The 19,397-nt window shown below is 38.2% G+C and carries 17 protein-coding genes; 12 read left to right on the top strand and 5 right to left on the bottom strand.

The window, feature by feature from the left end; genetic code table 11:
* Positions 1–92 precede the first annotated feature (92 nt).
* From ABR854_RS10365 to ABR854_RS10340, 6 genes are all read left to right on the top strand, one after another.
* Positions 93–1,316, top strand: coding sequence for a CmpA/NrtA family ABC transporter substrate-binding protein (locus tag ABR854_RS10365; protein ID WP_350265322.1), 1,224 nt, complete (start codon positions 93–95; stop codon positions 1,314–1,316).
* A 73-nt stretch (positions 1,317–1,389) separates the two neighbouring features.
* Complete coding sequence (gene ntrB, locus ABR854_RS10360; protein WP_350265321.1) at positions 1,390–2,178, top strand: nitrate ABC transporter permease; 789 nt, start codon at positions 1,390–1,392, stop codon at positions 2,176–2,178.
* Positions 2,165–3,016, top strand: coding sequence for an ABC transporter ATP-binding protein (locus tag ABR854_RS10355; protein WP_350265320.1), 852 nt, complete (start codon positions 2,165–2,167; stop codon positions 3,014–3,016). The genes ntrB and ABR854_RS10355 overlap by 14 nt, the downstream gene beginning before the upstream one ends.
* Positions 3,017–3,164: 148 nt before the next feature.
* Entirely contained in the window at positions 3,165–4,460 is a 1,296-nt protein-coding gene (locus ABR854_RS10350) for a NarK family nitrate/nitrite MFS transporter (protein WP_350265319.1), read from the top strand.
* A 49-nt stretch (positions 4,461–4,509) separates the two neighbouring features.
* Entirely contained in the window at positions 4,510–8,112 is a 3,603-nt protein-coding gene (locus tag ABR854_RS10345; protein ID WP_350265318.1) for a molybdopterin-dependent oxidoreductase, read from the top strand.
* Between the two features lie 49 nt (positions 8,113–8,161).
* On the top strand, positions 8,162–9,628 hold the full coding sequence (locus ABR854_RS10340) for a rubredoxin (RefSeq protein WP_350265317.1): 1,467 nt from the start codon (positions 8,162–8,164) through the stop codon (positions 9,626–9,628).
* Between the two features lie 27 nt (positions 9,629–9,655).
* Here ABR854_RS10340 and ABR854_RS10335 read toward each other — a convergent pair whose 3' ends face one another.
* On the bottom strand, positions 9,656–9,835 hold the full coding sequence (locus ABR854_RS10335) for a hypothetical protein (RefSeq protein ID WP_350265316.1): 180 nt from the start codon (positions 9,833–9,835) through the stop codon (positions 9,656–9,658).
* 43 nt (positions 9,836–9,878) lie between these two features.
* On the opposite strand from ABR854_RS10335, the gene ABR854_RS10330 reads away from it, so the two are divergent.
* From ABR854_RS10330 to ABR854_RS10315, 4 genes are all read left to right on the top strand, one after another.
* Complete coding sequence (locus ABR854_RS10330; protein WP_350265315.1) at positions 9,879–11,144, top strand: TlpA family protein disulfide reductase; 1,266 nt, start codon at positions 9,879–9,881, stop codon at positions 11,142–11,144.
* 104 nt (positions 11,145–11,248) lie between these two features.
* A complete protein-coding gene (locus ABR854_RS10325; RefSeq protein ID WP_064198512.1) occupies positions 11,249–11,482 on the top strand; it encodes a hypothetical protein in 234 nt (77 codons plus the stop codon).
* A gap of 35 nt (positions 11,483–11,517) precedes the next feature.
* Positions 11,518–11,928 carry a DoxX family protein gene (locus ABR854_RS10320; protein ID WP_350265314.1) on the top strand — a complete coding sequence of 137 codons (411 nt, stop codon included), beginning with the start codon at positions 11,518–11,520 and terminating at the stop codon, positions 11,926–11,928.
* The gene (locus ABR854_RS10315; RefSeq protein ID WP_350265313.1) at positions 11,928–12,830 is read left to right on the top strand and encodes a histone deacetylase family protein; all 903 of its coding nucleotides are present in this window, start codon (positions 11,928–11,930) and stop codon (positions 12,828–12,830) included. Before ABR854_RS10320 ends, ABR854_RS10315 begins: the two co-directional genes overlap by 1 nt.
* Positions 12,831–12,934: 104 nt before the next feature.
* Here the strand turns inward: ABR854_RS10315 and ABR854_RS10310 are convergent, their stop codons facing one another.
* On the bottom strand, positions 12,935–13,906 hold the full coding sequence (locus ABR854_RS10310) for a ClpXP adapter SpxH family protein (RefSeq protein WP_350265312.1): 972 nt from the start codon (positions 13,904–13,906) through the stop codon (positions 12,935–12,937).
* Positions 13,907–14,061: 155 nt separating this feature from the next.
* Between ABR854_RS10310 and ABR854_RS10305 the strand changes: the two genes are divergently transcribed.
* Together ABR854_RS10305 and deoC are read left to right on the top strand one after the other, a co-directional pair.
* Positions 14,062–14,349 carry a winged helix-turn-helix transcriptional regulator gene (locus tag ABR854_RS10305; RefSeq protein ID WP_350265311.1) on the top strand — a complete coding sequence of 96 codons (288 nt, stop codon included), beginning with the start codon at positions 14,062–14,064 and terminating at the stop codon, positions 14,347–14,349.
* Positions 14,350–14,421: 72 nt separating this feature from the next.
* Entirely contained in the window at positions 14,422–15,093 is a 672-nt protein-coding gene (gene deoC / locus ABR854_RS10300; protein WP_350265310.1) for a deoxyribose-phosphate aldolase, read from the top strand.
* A gap of 72 nt (positions 15,094–15,165) precedes the next feature.
* Here the strand turns inward: deoC and ABR854_RS10295 are convergent, their stop codons facing one another.
* The 3 genes from ABR854_RS10295 to ctlX all read right to left on the bottom strand — a co-directional run bounded on the left by ABR854_RS10295 (position 15,166) and on the right by ctlX (position 19,317).
* Entirely contained in the window at positions 15,166–16,701 is a 1,536-nt protein-coding gene (locus ABR854_RS10295) for a 4Fe-4S binding protein (protein WP_350265309.1), read from the bottom strand.
* Positions 16,702–16,750: 49 nt separating this feature from the next.
* Complete coding sequence (locus ABR854_RS10290; protein ID WP_350265308.1) at positions 16,751–18,175, bottom strand: NAD(P)/FAD-dependent oxidoreductase; 1,425 nt, start codon at positions 18,173–18,175, stop codon at positions 16,751–16,753.
* A gap of 212 nt (positions 18,176–18,387) precedes the next feature.
* Positions 18,388–19,317 (bottom strand): citrulline utilization hydrolase CtlX, encoded by a 930-nt coding sequence (gene ctlX / locus ABR854_RS10285; RefSeq protein WP_350265307.1) that lies wholly within the window; start codon positions 19,315–19,317, stop codon positions 18,388–18,390.
* Positions 19,318–19,397 lie beyond the last annotated feature (80 nt).

Genomic DNA, 19,397 nt, shown 5'->3' with positions numbered 1-19,397 from the left:
GGGGATTTAGGAACAATGTTAAAATTATTAAAAAAAACATAAAAATATAGTCCAAAAATTCCCCATCTGGGGGCAAGGGGGCTTCTAATCTTATGAAAAATATATTCAAATCAATATTCAAAATTAGCTCCCCATTGGGGTTGGGGGCTATCATTATCTTAGCTTCTACCATCTCAGCTTTCAAATATCCAGCCGCTGAGGCAATTAAATTAGGTTTTATTCCATTGACAGACTGTGCTCCATTAGTTGCAGCAAAAGAGTTAGGTTTATTTGCCAAATATGGTGTAAACGTAGAATTGAGCAAAGAAGCATCTTGGGCAAATATTCGTGATAAAGTATTGAATGGTGAATTAGACGGAGCTCATTGTTTATTCTCAATGCCGATGTCGGTTTATACAGGAGTAGGCGGAAAGGCAGGTTCAGAAATGAAAATTGCCATGACTTTAAATAATAATGGTCAAGCAATTACGCTCTCAAAAGATTTCTGTGGCTTGGTTGGTTTCAAAGATTTGAAGAAAGTAAACGCTGCTATTGCCGAACTCAAAAAACGTAAAGAAGTAACCTTCGCTATGACTTTCCCTGGTGGAACGCATGACATTTGGTTAAGAAATTGGATGGCAGCAGCGGGCGTAAATCAAAAAGCAGTAGGTATTATTACGATTCCACCACCACAAATGGTTGCCAACATGAAAGTTGATAACATGGAAGGTTTCAGTGTTGGTGAGCCTTGGAATGGTGTTGCGGCTGCTCAGAATGTAGGGTTTACACACATTGCCAGCCAAGATATTTGGAAACATCACCCAGAAAAAGCATTGGTTGTGAATAGCAAATTTGCTTCAAGTCAAAGAGAAGATTTGAAAAAAGTAATGAAGGCTATCATCGAAGCTCAAAAATGGCTGGACAATATGGGAAATCGTAAAAAAGCGGCTGCTTGGTTATCGAAACCATATTATGTAAATGCTCCAGTAGCAGTTTTAGAGGCACGCTTGCTTGGCTCAAACGATTTAGGCTGTGATTTAGGCGTACAAAAATACAAAGACGATTACATGACATTCTACAATAATGGTGTAGTTGCAACTCCTAAAAAATCGTATGCGATGTGGTTTTTAGCTCAGTATGTGCGATTTGGTTACTTAAAATCAGCACCTGACTACAAAGGTATTGCAGAAAAATTAGTCTTAGACGATTTGTATGCCGAAGTAGCCAAAGAAATGAGTGTACCTGTTCAACCAGATATGCAAGCATTCAAAACTACACTCGATATCAACTTCGACCCAAATAATATTGCAGGATACTTATCAGCAACGAAGAAGTAAACAATGAAATATTTCCCCTCCTTGAAAATAAGGTGGGGAAATTTAAAAGGTTAAATTTTTAAATTCTCCAAATATGAAAAATATTCTTTCAAAATATTCACCATTGAGTACGCTTTACTTCCTCGGAAGTATGCTCATTCTCATGGGCTTATGGCAATTGGTTACGATTGTAACAAAAGCCGAGATTCCTGGCCCAATAGCCACTTGGGCGGTTTTTTCAGAAATGATGGCCGAGCCATTCTATGATTATGGTCCCAACGACAAAGGAATTGGCTTGCAACTTTGGTATTCGCTTCGTCGTGTGTTTGTGGGTTTTGCTTTGGGTAGTTTAATTGCTATTCCTGCGGGTTTGGTAATGGGGTCTTCAAAAGTTGGGATGAATTTATTAAACCCAATCGTTCAGATTCTTCGTCCAGTTTCGCCTTTGGCTTGGTTTCCATTAGGTTTACTGGCTTTCAAGGCATCAGACCAAGCAACGATTTTTATCATTACAATCACTTCAATGTGGCCAACGCTTATCAACACAGCTTTTGGCGTCTCGTCTATTCCTTCCGACCACAAAAATGTAGCTAAAGCATTTGGTTTTTCACGTTGGAAATACCTCACGAAAGTGTTATTGCCTTTTGCCTTACCGCATATTGTTACAGGTCTTCGCTTATCTATCGGTATTGCTTGGGTAGTAATTGTAGCGGGAGAAATGCTATCGGGCGGTGTAGGAATTGGTTTCTTCGTTTGGGATTCTTGGAATGGTTTGAGTCTCGAAAAAATACTTTCGGCAATTCTCATTATCGGAACAGTAGGTTTATTGTTCGACAAAATTTTCAATGTACTTCAAAAAGCATTTAGTTATGAAAGCAAATAATGAACTTTTAATTGATGATGCATCATCGTTTCATAAAATAGCTACCGAAACCAGTATTGAAATTAAAGATGTAACGGTTTCATTCAAATCGAAAAGTAAAGGCACTTTTACTGCCGTGAAGGACATAGACCTTACAATTGAAAAAGGCGAAATCGTGAGCATCATTGGTCACTCAGGTTGCGGAAAGTCAACGTTGATGAACACAATTTCGGGTATGGTTGCCCCATCTACGGGCGAAGTGATTGCCAACGGCAAAACCGTAACTGGCCCCGGACCAGACCGAGGAATTGTATTTCAAAATTACTCACTTTTGCCTTGGCTAACTGTCTATAAAAATGTTTTTGAGGCCGTAGATTCGGTTTTGCCACATCTTTCAAAAGCCGAAAAAGTAGAATTAGTTGAGAAAAATCTCGAAATGGTAAATCTTTTACCACACAGAGACAAACTTCCAAGTCAGCTTTCTGGTGGAATGAAACAAAGGGTAGCTATTGCTCGTGCATTTGCAATCAACCCAAGTATTTTGTTACTCGATGAGCCTTTCGGTGCATTAGATGCACTCACAAAAGGCTCAATGCACATCGAATTATTGAAACTTTGGAATTTGGATAATCGAAACAAAACAATCGTAATGGTTACGCACGATATCGAAGAAGCGATTTTCTTATCGGATAGAGTTGTAGTGATGAATAATGGGCCTGCGGCTACCATCAAAGAGATTGTGGATATTCCGCTCGCTCGCCCACGTAATAAAAAAGACATCATACACTTACCCGAATATCAAGAAGTCCATGACCGATTATTGAATTTATTGTTCGATAAATTCTCAATAGAAGATTAATAATTAGTCATTGGTTGACAGCCGATACGAATCCCTCTTGGCCTTGCCAATTGGGATTTTTCCATAAAACTGTCAATTTTTGAGTATAAATACTTATAAAAATAAGTATAAATAACTAAAATATTAAATACTGTCAATCAAAGAAAATATGAAAACAAATCAACCACTTTCATCGCTCAATGTACTGAGTTTTTCGGGCGTTCAGATGCGTACTTTCCACATTACGTGGTTTACATTTTTTATGTGCTTTTTTGGCTGGTTCGGACTTGCTCCACTCATGCCAACCATTCGTGAAGATTTAGGACTTACAAAAGCACAAGTCGGCAATACGCTCATTGCGGCGGTTTCGGCTACAATTATTGCTCGTTTGCTTATCGGTCGCCTTTGCGATACTTGGGGGCCACGCAAAACTTACACGGCTCTATTAGTATTTTCAGCCATTCCAGTTTATTTGGTTGGACTTTCGCACAGCTACGAAACTTTCTTGCTTTTCAGATTAGCCATTGGTGTAATCGGTGCTTCGTTTGTCATTACACAATACCATACTTCCGTCATGTTTGCACCAAATATCAAAGGCACGGCCAATGCTGTGGCTGGTGGTTGGGGAAATTTGGGCGGAGGAATTACCAACATGTTGATGCCCGTAATTTTTGCAGGAATCGTAGGCTTAGGTTATACAAAAGGCGAAGCATGGCGTTTGGCAATGATTGTGCCTGGCACATTGCTACTTATCAGTGCACTTCTTTACTATAAGTTTACGAAAGATACTCCTGCAGGAAACTACGAAGACATTAACCGTGAAGTAGCCAAGAAAGAAAAACCAAACACAATGGAAGTTGTGAAAGATTGGAGAGTTTGGGCATTGGCATTTTCGTATTCAATTTGTTTTGGAATGGAAATTACATTCGATAACGTAGCCGCTCTTCACTTCGTAGATAATTTTGGCGTTGACCAAAAGTTGGCTGGTTTGCTGGCTGGTTTGTTTGGCTTTATGAATATTTTCGCTCGTGCCCTCGGTGGCATTTGGGCCGATAAAATTGGGAAGAAAAGCGGTCTTTCGGGTAAAGGAAAACTTTTAGCAGTTTTGATTGCTATTGAGGGAATCGGACTTATATTTTTTGCGGGTTCTACTTCACTTCCTTTGGCTATTGCATCAATGGTTTTATTTGCTTTGTTCCTAAAAATGGCCAATGGTGCAACTTATGCACTTACGCCATTTATCAATACTAAAAATGTGGGTATGGTGGCAGGAATTGTGGGTGCTGGTGGAAATATCGGAGGAATGTTGATGGGCTTTTTATTCAAATCTGAAAACCTGACTTATGCCGATGCCTTTGAATATGTAGGCTATGCTGCAATTGTAGCTGCTGCTCTTATTCTTGTAACTAAATTCTCGAAAAATGAGAAGTTGAAAATTGAAACTTTGGAGGAAGAGTTGGCTTAAATAAAGCCAATTATAGTAATGAATTGGAGAGGTGAAAAATAATTTGCAAATGAATACTCAAAAGAAATATAAAACCACATGTTGCTACTGCGGAGTAGGTTGTGGAATCGTAGCAACGGATTTAGGGAATAATAAAATCTCGATAGAAGGAGATAAAGACCACCCAGTGAACCGTGGAATGCTCTGTTCTAAGGGCTTAAATTTGCATTATACCGTCAATGACAAATCAGACCGCCTACTGTATCCACAAATGCGTATGAACCGTAGTATGCCTATGCAACGCACCACTTGGGATGAAGCTTTGGAGCGTACGGCCGCTATTTTCAAGACATTCATCAGCAAATACGGCCCTGATTCGGTAGGTTTCTACGTTTCAGGGCAATGCCTTACCGAAGAATATTATCTTTGGAATAAACTCATGAAGGGCTTTATTGGCTCAAATAACATTGACACCAATTCACGTTTATGTATGTCTTCGGCAGTGGTTGGGTATAAACTTTCTTTGGGAGAAGATTCTGTGCCAGTTTGCTACGATGATATTGAGCAATCAGATTGTATTTTGGTTGAAGGTGCAAATCCTGCTTGGTGTCATCCGATTATTTGGCGTAGGGTAGAGGCTCACAAAGCGGCAAATCCAAATGTGAAAATTATTACGGTTGACCCACGCCGCACGCAAACGGCTACGAGTTCAGATATTCATTTGCAGATAAATCCTGGTACAGATGTTACATTAAATCATGCCATTGGTAGAATTTTAATTGAAAATAATTGGCTTGATAATGACTTTATTCAAAATCACACCGATGGTTTTGAAGATTACAAAACAAAAGTTTTTGAACGTTCACTTGCCGAATCGGCCGAAATTTGTGGCGTTGATGAGAAGTTAATCATCAAAACTGCTTCATTGATTGCCAAAGCCAAAGGTTTTTTATCAATGTGGACAATGGGACTCAATCAGTCGGTGATTGGGGTAAATAAAAACCTCTCGCTCATCAATCTTAGCTTAATTACTGGAAAAATCGGTAAAGCAGGAAATGGCCCATTTTCACTCACAGGCCAACCCAATGCAATGGGTGGTCGTGAGGTTGGCGGACTCGCAAATATGTTGGCTTCGCACCGTGAAATTGCTAATCCAGTTCATCGACTTGAAATGGAAGAGTTTTGGGGTGGAACAACTATTTCTGATAAAATTGGTCTGACCGCCACCGAAATATTTAAGGGCTTAGAAGAAGGAAAACTAAAAGCTATCTGGATAGTTTGTACGAACCCTATGGTGAGCCTTCCCGATGCTCGAATGGCAGAATTAGCCATGAAAAATGCCAAATTTGTGGTAGTGCAAGATGTTTCCAACAAAGCCGATACCATAAAGTTTGCCGATGTAGTGCTTCCTGCGGCTGCTTGGGCAGAAAAAGAAGGCACCATGACCAACGCCGAGCGTAGAATTTCCTACCTCAATAAAGTAGTTGACGCTCCTGCCGAAGCTCTTCCCGATGCTGAAATTATTTGTCGATTTGCCGCAAAAATGGGTTGGGGAAATAAATTTAAATATAATAATTTCGGTGAAATCTATAAAGAATATACCGAAACCACTCGTGGAACAAATATTGATGTGACGGGCGTAAGTTATGAGTTGTTGAAAGAAAGGACAGTGCAGTGGCCGTACAAGAGTTCTGAATTAAGAATTCTGAGTTCTGAGTTACAAACGATAAATACTCAGAACTCAGAACTCAGAACTCAGAACTTTGGAAAGAAAAGACTTTTTGAAAATGGAGAGTTTTACACTCCCAACAAGCGAGCAAAAATTCACGCTGTGCCAGACGAAAATCTTTCGGAAAAATTAAGCAAAGATTTTCCTTTGATACTGCTAACTGGTCGTATCCGTGACCAATGGCATACCATGACCAAAACCGCACGAGTGAATAAGCTCAATCAACATATTCCAACACCTTTTGTCGAGATTCACCCAAAAGATGCAGAAAAGCGTGCTATCGAAGAAGGTACGATTGTAGAAGTAAATGGTAATCGTGGAAGTGTAAAAGTAAAAGCCAAAATAACCGATGAAGTAAAAATAGGTACGTGTTTTTTACCAATGCACTGGGGCCGAGTTTTAGGTAATGATTTTGGTCGAGCCAATAACCTGACTAATGTTTTGGTAGATGCTCGCTCAAAAGAGCCAGATTTTAAGTTTTCAGCAGTTGAGGTTGTGAAATACGTTAAGCCAAAAGAAAAAATCATCATCATCGGAGCTGGCTCGGCTGGACTTGGATTTATTTCATCTTACCGAAAACTCAATCAAACCGATGATATTGAGGTTTTTTCAAAAGAAATCTATCCGTTTTATAACCGTGTGATGCTGCCCGACTATATCAGTGGCACGCAATCGTGGGAACAACTTGTGAAACTACGAGAAGACCAATTTGAAGAAAATAATATTAAAGTTCATAAAGGCATCGGTATCAATCATATTGACCGAAAAAATAAGATTATAGTTGATGATTTAGGCAACGAACACAGCTACGATAAACTATTTCTCGGAATGGGAAGTCAGGCGTTTATGCCCAAAAACTTTCCAAAAATGGCAGGGATTTTCAATATGCGTAGCCGTTTAGATGCTGATACTTTATTGCCATTTCTCAAGCCGCTGCCCTCGACTGGAACTCCAGCCGAACCCAACCGAAGGCACGTTGTAATAGTAGGCGGTGGGCTTTTAGGTCTCGAAATGGCTGCTTCATTACGAGAAATCAAAGTAAATGTTACTGTCGTGCAGCGTATCGGTCGTTTTATGGACCGCCAACTCGACCCACTCGGAAGTGATATTTTGCACGAAGAAATCGTGGCTCGTGGCATTGATGTGTATTACAATGATGAAGTAGAGCAGTTTTATGGCACAGAAAAAATAGAAGGTGTTCGCCTAAAATCTGGTCAAAAAATAGATTGCGATGCCATTATTGTTGCGGCAGGAACCACTCCAACGATTCAGTTAGCACGAGAAGCAGGTTTACAATGCAATAGAGGCGTAGAAGTAAACGATTATTTACAAACTTCTGACCCCGATATTTTTGCTTGTGGCGAAATTGCCGAATGGAAAAAACAAATGTGGGGAATAACCGCTGCCGCCGAGCAGCAAGCCGAAGTAGTAGCCAAATTCTTGGCTGGCGATTTATCAAGTTTCTATAAAGGAAGTTTATCAATGAATCTTCTGAAAATGCACGGCTTAAACCTTTGTTCGCTCGGAGTAATCGAAACTCCAGCAGGAAGCACTGATTATGAGGAAGTTACCTTTATCGATAAAGCCAAACATTATTACAAAAAATGTATCATTCATAACGATAGATTGGTTGGTGCAATTCTGATTGGCGATAAATCAGAGTTTCTCGAATTTAAAGATTTGATTGCCAATGGCATTGAATTATCTGAAAAACGTTTACAATTACTTCGTTCAAATCAAAAATCTGAACCAGTTTTGGGAAAATTAGTGTGTTCGTGCAATAATGTTGGACAAGGAAATCTCGAAAATGCCATCAAAGGCGGATGCACTGATTTTGCTCAACTTTGCCAAAAAACAGGAGCAGGCACAGGTTGCGGAAGCTGCCGCCCCGAAGTCAGAATGATTTTGGAGAAGTTTGAAAAAGATGCTTTGGTTGAAGCTTAAATTGTATTTTAACTAAAATCCCCCTTTAGGGGTTAGGGGTGTTGACATTATGAAAGATTTTTACACAGTCAGAATAAACTTCAAGGGCGGAATTGCTTCGCCTGGAGAGTTGAAATATATATTAAATGCAGCCCAAGATTCACAGGTTGATGAGGTGCGTTTTGGGCTACGCCAGCAAATGATTTTGCATTTGCCGCACCCATTTGCCCGAATTTTTGAGCAGAAAATGTTGGCACAAAAGATTGATTTTCAGTCGGATGTAAATGAATTTCCTAATATTATCAGTTCGTATGTAGCTGAAGAAGTTTTCCAAAAAGGAAACTGGCTGACCGAAGGAATCTATAAAGATATTCTTGATTTGTTCGATTATGATGCCAAACTAAAAATCAATCTTTCGGACAATCAACAGAGTTTTACACCTTATTTTTCGGGACATCTCAATTTTATAGCCTCCGCAAATCCAAATTTTTGGTATTTGTATATACGTTTACCCAAAACCAACAAAGTTTTTAGTTTCGATAAACTCATTTTCTCAAACGAAATTCCCAAACTGTGTAAGTTTCTGGAAGAAAAAATTTCGGGCAAAGAAGAACAATTTGCCGAAAATATCGAACAACTTTTCGTTGATTTACCAACTTTTATATCACTCAATAAAGAAGCTGAACTCGAACCTGCCAAATTTACACTGCCCTATTACGAAGGTTTCAATCGTTATGGTAAAAAATCGTGGCTCGGAATTTACCGTCGAAATGAATATTTCAATGCAAAATTCTTGATAAAACTCTGCGAGCTTTGTCAAGAAACTAAAATTGGCGAAATCTGTCTAACACCATTCAAATCATTGATTATCAAGGGTATTGATGAAAATAATAGGAATAAATGGAGCAATATTTTATCAGAGTTTAACATTAATGTGCGTCACGCAGCCAACGAACTGAACTGGCAAGTAGAAGACGATTCTGATGAAGCCTTGAAGCTTAAATTAAGTTTGGTAGAAGCCTTCGACCATCAAGATTTACGGACTTTTGGGCTTTGTTTTGGTATAAAAACTCGTCCACGTACTGAAGTTTATGCCTCAATCATGGTGCAACGCCGACGTTTTAGACTCTTTAATTTGATTCCTCTCCATTATGTGTATGACATTTCGTACACAGAAGATTTCAACCCAAATGGTCGTACAAAAAAGTATTTCGAGACAAGTATTTTGCGTGTAAATTTAGCCGAACAATTACGTCGAAATGTATTGAAATATAACAAAATGATTGCTGAAAATGCCATAAAAGCAGCAGGTTTGCGAGATGACCACAAAGAAGAAGAACTCGTCAAACCAAGTACTAAAAAAGTGCATCAATGCAAACATTGCTTCACAATTTATGACCCGGAATTTGGTGATTTATTAAATAATATTCCTGTGGGTGTTCTATTCGCAAAACTTCCATCAAACTATGTTTGCTCTACTTGTGAGGCCAACAAAAAAGATTTTAAGGTAGTGGAAATTGAAAATGTAATGGCATAATCTTAGCTTTTAGTTGGTATCCCATTTTTAATATTGGTAGCTCATCGTATGTACAGGAAAACGCTCATGCCGTAGGTATGACACATATATTGTTTTGGTTTCATAGCGTTTTGTTAGATGATTACTTTCTACCGATGTTGAATCCCTAACGGGATTTTTACATCTGCCTTTTTGCATTTTATTACCAACAAAAGAATTCTTTGGCATAGATTTTCGTTAGTTTTGTAAGCAATTATTAACAAACAAAACTATGTTGAAGAATTTTATTTTTTTGTTGCTGTTTCCAGTCATTTCGTTTGCACAGAAGACCGTAGGTTTTACAATTCCCGATAGTGCCGATATTTTTGTAGAATATGGCGATGGCAATATCCTCAAAAAAGCCACTGATTTAATCGAAAATGCTGATGCTCAAGCATTTTTGGTAGATTTTCATAAGAAATACCCCAATACATTCGATAAAGATATTCGTTATGTTCATTTGATTTCGGCCAATGTTGATGATTGGGAAATGAAATTGTATGATGACCGAAAAAGTCAGCTGAATTTCTTAAAAAACTACCCAAATCTTACGAAACTAAATCCAGAATTTCAGTCGTTGGTTGAAGCTAATATCAAATGGAATTACTGGCATTTATTGCTGGCGTACTCAATCGTTCGCAGTAATATTGATACAAAACTCACTCGTGTGGTGTCGTTGCCAGCCGTAATGACCGAAGAACTCGACCCCGCAAAAATCAACGACGAAAAATTGATGATGGTAGAAAGTTACCGAAATTTCTTGCCTTTTTTTGTAACTTATTTTAATTCTCAAGAACAGAAATTTGTCAAATACGCAGACCAAGTAAAAGCCATTTCCGACAAAGGGAATTTCGCTCAAAAATACCTCAAAGGACAAGTTTTGGACTACACACTGACCAAATTACTCTATGATAATTGCGGAAAACTTACGGCATCGTCGGCCAAATTTTGGATTAGTCAAGTTGCTGCCAATGATTACCGAAATATGCTTTTGAGCCACTGCAAAGAGACCCTCAATAAGAAAGAAGAAGTTGCGAAGAAAAAAGATGATAAAGATAAACTCCCTCTTGGTACGAGCGATTACCCAGTTTTGGTGGGTATTGATGGTAAACAATTTAACTTTGCGAAATACAAAGGAAAAGTAGTTTACGTTGATTTTTGGGCGAGTTGGTGCGGGCCTTGCCGTGCTGAGTTTCCGTTTTCTAAGAAAATGCACGATGGTTTCACCGAAAAACAAAAGAAAAATATTGTTTTCTTGTACGTTTCGATTGATGAAGACCCCAACAATTGGAAAGGTGCGATTGATAACCTAAAACTCAACAACGGCGACCACGGACTTTCGGAAGGTGGTTGGGCTTCGAGCGTATGCCAGAAATACAAAATCAACAGTATTCCTCGTTATATGATTATTGATAAGAGCGGCACAATTGTGCGTCCAGATGCACCACGTCCGAGCAGTCCTGAAACTTTAGATTTACTTTTGAAGTTAATGGAATAAATGTTGAAGGTGAGAATACCAACAACGGCATGATACAACAATAGAAAAAATCTTGCAAGTTTTTCTAATCTTAGTGTAACTTTGTTTTATAAAATTCAGATTCGATGAAATATATCATATTAATTCTTTTGGCAATTGCCTTCGTTCCTGCCATTCGTAGGTTTATATTCGAGATTTTGGTTGGAAATCAAATCGCCAAACAACAAAAACGCTACAACGATTTTATGGAAAAAGAGCGTGGCAAAGAAGGTGAAATTAAAGTAAAAACAACACCAACGAGTTCAAAAAATAAAGGTTTTGAAGGTGGTCAATATGTTGATTACGAGGAAGTTAAGTAAAACAAGTTTCAAACTTGTTCCATAATTAATAAACAATGATAAAAAAATATTTAAAGCCAGCATCTCTGCCAAACCAAGTAAGTTTGGCAGTTTTAGTTTTACGTCTCAGTTTCGGATTTTTGATGATTCCACACGGATATGATAAAATGCAAGAATTTTTAGCAGGAAACCACGATTTTCCTGACCCACTGCACGTTTCACCGACGGTTTCACACGGACTAACAGTTTTTGCCGAATTTTTCTGCTCAATTTTACTCGTTTTAGGCTTATTTACTCGCCCCGCACTCGTAATTCTGATTGGTTGTATGGCAATCGTTAGCTTTTCTATTCACGGTGCTGACCCACTTGGCGATAAAGAACACGCACTTTTGTATTTGTTTGCTTATCTTAGTATTTTTCTGACTGGTGCAGGGAAATATTCGATTGATGCGAAGATATTTAAGTAATGCTTAAAATTGCCTTCAACCCAATTTACCGACATCCACTGCCCGAAGGACATCGTTTCCCGATGCTGAAATATGAGTTGATTCCTGAGCAATTAATCTACGAAGGCACTTGTACTGAAGAAAGTTTCTTTTCGCCAGCTGAAGTTGAGAAACGTTGGGTTCTGGGCGTGCATGATGAGCAGTATTTCAATGATTTACTGAATCTTAGCATCGACCCGAAAATGGAACGTCGAATAGGTTTTCCAGTCTCAGAAATGCTCGTTAAGCGAGAACTTATCATTACACAAGGTACAATTGATTGTAGTCATTTTGCTTTAGAATATGGCATTTCGATGAATATTGCGGGTGGAACGCATCACGCCTACGCTGATAAAGGAGAAGGTTTTTGTTTACTCAATGATGTGGCAGTAGCGGCCAATTATTTGCTTGAAAATAAGATAGTTAGTAAGATTTTGGTCGTTGATTTAGATGTGCATCAAGGCAATGGAACTGCCGTGATTTTTCAGAATGAACCACGAGTTTTTACTTTTTCAATGCACGGAAAAGAGAATTACCCACTGAAAAAAGAAATCTCGGATTTAGATATTGAGCTGCCAACTTACTGCGAAGATGGACAATATTTGAGTTTGCTCTATGAAACTTTACCGAGATTAATCGAACAAGAAAAACCACAATTTATCTTCTATATTTCGGGTGTAGATATTTTGGCATCCGATAAATTGGGTAAACTAAAAGTTTCGATGGAAGGCTGCCGCCGACGTGATGAATTTGTTTTTGAACAAGCAATCAAATACAAGATTCCAGTGGTAGTTTCGATGGGTGGAGGGTATTCGCCTCGTATTGCCGATATTGTTGAGGCTCATTGTAATACCTTTCGTTTGGCCGAAAAGATGTACTTTTGATGAAGCTTTAAAACTAATTATTCAATTCAAATAAAATTAAAGTCGGGAAAAGTTTGTATATCAATTCCCGACTAAGAGTTATGAGGATAGGATAGTAAAAAACTTTATTTTAGCTTCCAAATTGAGCCATTTTTAGTGCTAAATACTTCAAGAAAATTCTCTTTGGTCAACTCTTGCAGATTGACTTCTGCATTTTTTAGTGTTTGACTTGTTAAGACTGCAAACTCTTTGAGAGTCAAGGTATTATATTTTTGAAATACTGATTTCCGATCATTTTTGAAAAATTGGGGCCGAATACTCGGTATGAGTGTGCTAAGTTTTGCTTCAAATTCGGTGTAAGGTCGAGCACCATAAAGAAATAATGTATTTTTCGAAGCATCTGAAAAAAATAAGCTCGGAAAGCCTCGTACTCCCATTTCTTGGGCCAGAACCAAATCTTTTCTAAATAATTCCTTAGCCTGTCCGTCAAAATCTTGCTTTAATTGCTCTGCATCAAGTCCAATTTCTTTGGCAGCTTCTTCTAAATATTGCCATTTTGTGATATTCTTTTTCTCAAGAAAAACCATTTCTCGGATTCTTCTCAAAAACAAAATCGCTTTTTGTTTATCCTGAATTTCGGCTGCTTTAAATGCAATCGACGGTGGATAAGATGATGCAAGAGGGTCTTCCAACCAAACATCACCATCAATTGGCATTTCATAATGTCTGCTAACCTCGTCCCAATGATGAGCTACATCGCTTGGTTTACTGATACCTCCACTATTATACGACCAATCTTTGAGCAGACCACCCATGTGATATTCTATTTCTACCTCTTTTCCATACTCAAGTTTTAATCTCCGTAATTGAGGCTCGATACCCCAACATGAAGAGCAAATTGGGTCAGTAAAGTATATAATTTTGATGGATTTAGATTTTGCTTCTACCAGTGCTACCGTTGAGGTGCTATCTGGTTCTACGCCACAAATTCCTGAATTAATATCACATAGTAGTGGATTATCGTTTAACATTTTCTTATTGTTTTGTGCGTTACAAAAAGCTAAACCTAAACAAACGAAAAAAAATAGAACCTTCATTTTTGCGATTGTTAAGATTTTTTAATTTATTTATTCAAAACCAAAATTTGGTCGAGTAGGGATGAACCTATGACCATAAAATGATGTTGCAAAATTGCAAAGAAGTCCAACAGCTGTCAATTAGTCAAAAAAAACTGACTACCAATATTGTAATTATGAAAGAAACTAAATGCCCCGCCGAAGAATTATTAAAATCTATTGCAGGAAAGTGGAAACCGCAGATTTTGAAATTAGCAATTGATAATCCTGTTCGCTTCAACGCTCTATTACGTCAATTAGAAGGAGCCACCAAGCAAGCCATTGCAACTGCCTTGAAAGAATTGGAAACCGAAGGAATTTTATTGAAGACAACAATTAAACTAAAACCTTTGCATATAGAATATAGTTTGACCGAAAAAGGACAAAAAATTGTGCCTTTATTACAGCAATTTGAAGATTTTTAAAGCAAAAGTAAGCTACCTAAACAAAACTAAACGCTATTCGGTTTTCATTTAATACTATACGAAACTCGCTTCATGCTAAATATTTCAAAATACATCGACCATACATTGTTGAAACCTACTGCAACCGAAATGGATTTCAGAAAATTGTGTGAAGAAATTTATCAAAATAGTTTTTATTCTGCTTGTGTACCGCCATTTTATGTGAGTTTTGTAAAAGAGCTGCTTGAATACAGTGATGCCAAAGTTTGTACGGTTATTGGCTTTCCTTTAGGTTATCATTCTACAGAAACAAAGATAGCCGAAGCACAAAAGGTTTTGGCAGATGGTGCTGATGAATTGGATATGGTGATGAATATAAATGCTTTTAAATCAATGGCTTATGAAACAGTTAAGCAAGAGATAAAAACATTAGTTGAAATTACTCACAAAAAAAATGCTTTACTGAAAGTAATCATTGAAACTGCCTATTTAGATAATTTTGATATACGAATAGCTTGCGAAATCTGTGAAGAAGTTGGCGTAGATTTTGTAAAAACTTCCACTGGCTTCGCTCCAAAAGGTGCTGATATTGAGCAAGTTAAACTCATGCGAGAAGTATTACCAAGTAACATTCAAATCAAAGCATCGGGCGGAATTCAAACGTATGAGCAAGCAATGGCTTTCATCGAAGCTGGAGCAACCCGACTCGGCACGTCGTCGGGTGTGGCCATTGTGAGTGGGGGAGTAGGGTATAGTGGGTATTGATTTATATGTAGAACAACTTTTTAAGTTGTTTGTTATTGCCATAAACAATTTGAAAAATTGTTCTACAAAATCTTATTTCTCCATCAAATTTCCTAACAAAACATCAGGAGCAATCATTACTCGACTACCAGTTTCTGCATTTTCAAGATTTAAAACGCCACGTGGACAAACCGCCGAACAAACGCCACAACCTACACACGACGAACGTACAATATCTTGCCCTTTTTGGGCGTAAGCACGTACATCAATTCCCATTTCGCAATGCGTTGAGCAGTTACCACACGAAATGCATTGTCCGCCATTCGTTGTGATTCTGAATTTCGATTTGAATCTTTGTATTATTCCAAGATAAGCTGCCAACGGACAACCAAATCTGCACCAAACTCTATTGCCCATGAGTGGATAAAAACCTGTACCAACAACACCCGAAAAAATCGAACCAATCAAGAATCCATAGCTTGATTTTAGGCTTTCAGTTGGAATAAAACCGAGTATATTATAGCTACCCGTAAAATATGTATAAAGCACACCAATTGTCATGATAATGGCAAAGGCCAAAACACCATGAATGAGGTAGCGTTCTATCTTCCACGCCTTCAAAGATTTGTCAGAAAGTTGTCGGAAAGGGTCGCCCAAAGTCTCGGCCAAACCTCCACAACCACAAACCCACGAACAATACCAACGTTTGCCGAAAAAATAGACCATCACAGGCACGCCAACTACAAAAAGTGCAATTCCCCATACCAATAAAAATATACCAAATGTTCCGCCAGCAATTAATTTGTCAATCCTGTAATTAAAGAAAAAAGAATAATCAAGCGGCCACATATTTTTCAAATCAGCTGAAGGTAAATTCAGATTCGACATGATTTCGGGCAGAATGAAAGCTATACAAGTCTGAAAAAACATGATAGATAAAGTTCTGAATATCTGATACTTAGAGTGTCGATATTTGATAATATATCGGATTCCCATTACCAAAACTGAAATCGTATAGAGAAAACCATACATAAACCAACGGCTCGCCTCCCCACCGTTGATGAGTTTACTCACAGGGTCAACGAGCATTGTCCAATTGGCAATGTACTGCGGTTTGAAGTACAAAGCAATGTAGAATACTATTAAAAAAGTACCAATGCCCATACCCAGCCATTTGCGTGTCATGGCAGGGTTGAAGTAAATGCCATTGTTTTTAATTCCTGCGGGTCTTTGAGCTTCGGGAAGAATGAAAAGTAGTGCTCCCAAAATAGCCAAACCGAAAGTTAATAAAAACATAATGCCTTTATTATCAGCTAAATATCCGTTTGCAGAAGATTTTACGATTGTCAAGATTGTATCTTCGTAAATCTTTTTATCCCATGCTTGTTGGGCAATATAGACTTTATTGAGTTGATTTATGCCTTCTGTTAATTCAACGGTGAAAGTATAGGAATTTGAATAGCTTTGATCAACCATCGCTGCCAATTCTATTTTAGCATCCAGAAGGGCATCTTCTTTGAAGTTTTTCTCCAAAATTTCGCTGGTCAATGTATAATTATTCATGCCCAGAGTGCCAACAAATAGCCCAAATGCAGCAAGAAAAATGAAGAGTCCGAGTTTTTGTAGCATGACGTACAGGATTTACGAATGATGATTTACGAAATGGTTGCTCAAGAAATTATGATTTTGCGGATAGTAATTTAGAAAAGAGTCCTTTTTTTGATTTTAATTGTAAATTACTTCCAGTTTCAATATTGTATTTTTCCAATATTTCCTTTTCGTACTGTTTAAAAAATTCGGGGTCGAAGTTGGCTTTTGGAAGGTTTTCTAAAACATATTCGATGCTTTTACCTGATGAAATCCATTCATCCCAAATTTCGTGTCGCATTCTGATGCCAAATGTGTTCACACCCGTAACACTCTTACTACCAGCTTGATAATTTATTCTTACGCAGATTCTACCCGATGTATGTTCCCAATAAAAAGTTTTCGTATCTGCTGGCAATTCAGCAGGAACTTGACCGTAAGTTTGGTACTCAATATCAAAGAATTTGGCAGAATTAAAGAAAATCCCAGGTTGATATTTTGTTGGTTTACCGCAGAGTGTTCGGGCTACTGTTTCGCCCATGATTCGGCCTGTGTACCAAATTTGTTCAATGCTTTTGCGGTCTTTTTGTGGGGTTTCGTGTTCGGCACAATCGCCAATGGCATAGACATCAGCAATATTTGTTTCGAGATATTCATTGACCAAAATTCCACGATTGAGTTTTATTCCGCCAACGCCCAACACAAACGCAGGCTTTTCTCTTCCAATCATGTTTCCTTGTGGCACTTTCAACAAACCAATATTTGGACTAACTCCTACCGTTAAACCTACAAATTGGCATTCGATTTCCTCACCAGATTTTGTTCGTATCGCTTTTACTTGTCCATTTTTATCGCCAATTATTTCATCTAACTCGCTCGAAAACTTGAGATTTATATGATTATCTTTGATATGTCTCGAAATCAAAGCCGATTCTTCGGGAGGCATTACGGCATTCCAAAAACTACTTTCTCGTACCAAAAATGTCACTTCGATTCCTCTCGAATGAAGCATTTCGGCCAATTCTACACCAATCAAACCCCCGCCTACAATAACCGCTCTTTTGATTGTGGGTGTTATTTCTTCCAAAGATTCTAAATCTTGGTAGCTGTAAAGTCCTTGTACGCCTTTGAGGTTTTGCCCTTTCCAGCCAAATTTATTGGGGGTTGAACCAAGTGCTAAAATCAATTTATCGTAACTTATTGCCCCTCCGATTTTAGCTTCTTTGTCATCATCATCATTGAGCAATCTGAAATATAATTTCTTTTCTTCAAAATCAACTGTTTTAACCCAAGCACGCTTCAGTTCAATACGATTTTTCTCCCAAAAACAATCTTCGTAGGGTTTTGTATGTTCAAATTTCATGTGTCCCATATAGACATACATGAGAGCCGTACGAGAAAAAAAATGGTCAGTTTCGCCCGAAATGACTGTGATTTTACAATCAGACTGCTTTCTGATATGTCGAGCGGCCGTAATTCCGCTAATGCCATTTCCTATAATAACTACGTGTTCCATGTGGGTTGAGTTTGTAAAACTATTCTTTTGATTGCCCGTTTTCGTTTACAAATTTGTAGATTTTGAAGATGCTGGTTTGTCAGCTAACCGACGAAATATACGAAGAAATTTTATAATTAGTTTGTATAGCAACTGCTTCGGCAGTCCGATTTCCAAATTGCCTGTGACTGTTACAATTTGAAATCGGAGTTGCGGACAACTTGTGTTACGATTTATTTCTCAGGCAAATGTACTTCCGCCATCATACAGCGTGCCGAACCGCCACCGCAGGTTTCAATCATTGTGAGGTCAAAGTGCTGAATAACAGCATATTCTTCGAGTTCAACGATTTGAGCATGGCTAAGAGAATTATAAGCTGATGTTGACATCACAAGTAAATTATTTCCTTTTAAACTCTTGACCAATAGCATATTACCAGAAAACTGATTCATTTGTTCGAGCGAAATTACAATGACATTTTTACCACTATTTTCCAAAGTAGTTTTCACCGCCAAACGCTCATCTAAATCTGGAATGGATTCCAAGCAAATAACCGCAAAAGTATCGCCAATGCACATCACAACGTTAGTATGATAGACTTCTTTGCCTTGTCTATCAACCGAAGTAAACTTTACTAATTTGTAGTTCATTTGCTTTGCCCAAGCATCCAAAACCTCTGCGTTTGTTCGTGGCGAAATGCAGGCATAAGAAGTGCGGTGCATTCGGTCGAGAACCATGCTGCCTGTACCTTCGAGAAATTTATTTTCTTTCTCGAAATGCGTAAAATCAAGTATAACTTCTACATGGAATTTCGTGCGTAAATCATCGATTATATCGCTTCTACGCTCCAAACGGCGGTTTTCGGCTTGCATCGGGTACAAACAAACCTTGCCCGAATGATGAAACGAAATCCAATTATTTGGGAAAATACTATCGGGCGTATGTGGCTCAAGTGTATCGTCATAGACCATCACATTTACGCCCGCAGCCCGCAGTTGGCTCACCATTGCATCAAATTCTTGGAGGGCTGCTTCTTGTGTAATAGAGTTTGTTAAAGACTTAGCTTTTGTATCTTGAAAAGCATTACTTTCGGCGGTTTGCTCATTAAAAGCAAAGTTCACAGGCCGAATCATTAATATGTTGGAAGTGGTTTGTGTTTGCATAAAATTTAATGTTGAATTAGTGAATGAGAGAATGAATGAATAATAGTTTTGAAGAAGTGAATTACTCTTCATAAATGAGT

Source organism: Emticicia sp. W12TSBA100-4 (assembly GCF_040253585.1).
Taxonomy (GTDB): Bacteria; Bacteroidota; Bacteroidia; order Cytophagales; family Spirosomataceae; genus Emticicia.
This window is presented reverse-complemented; position numbering and strand designations above follow the sequence as displayed.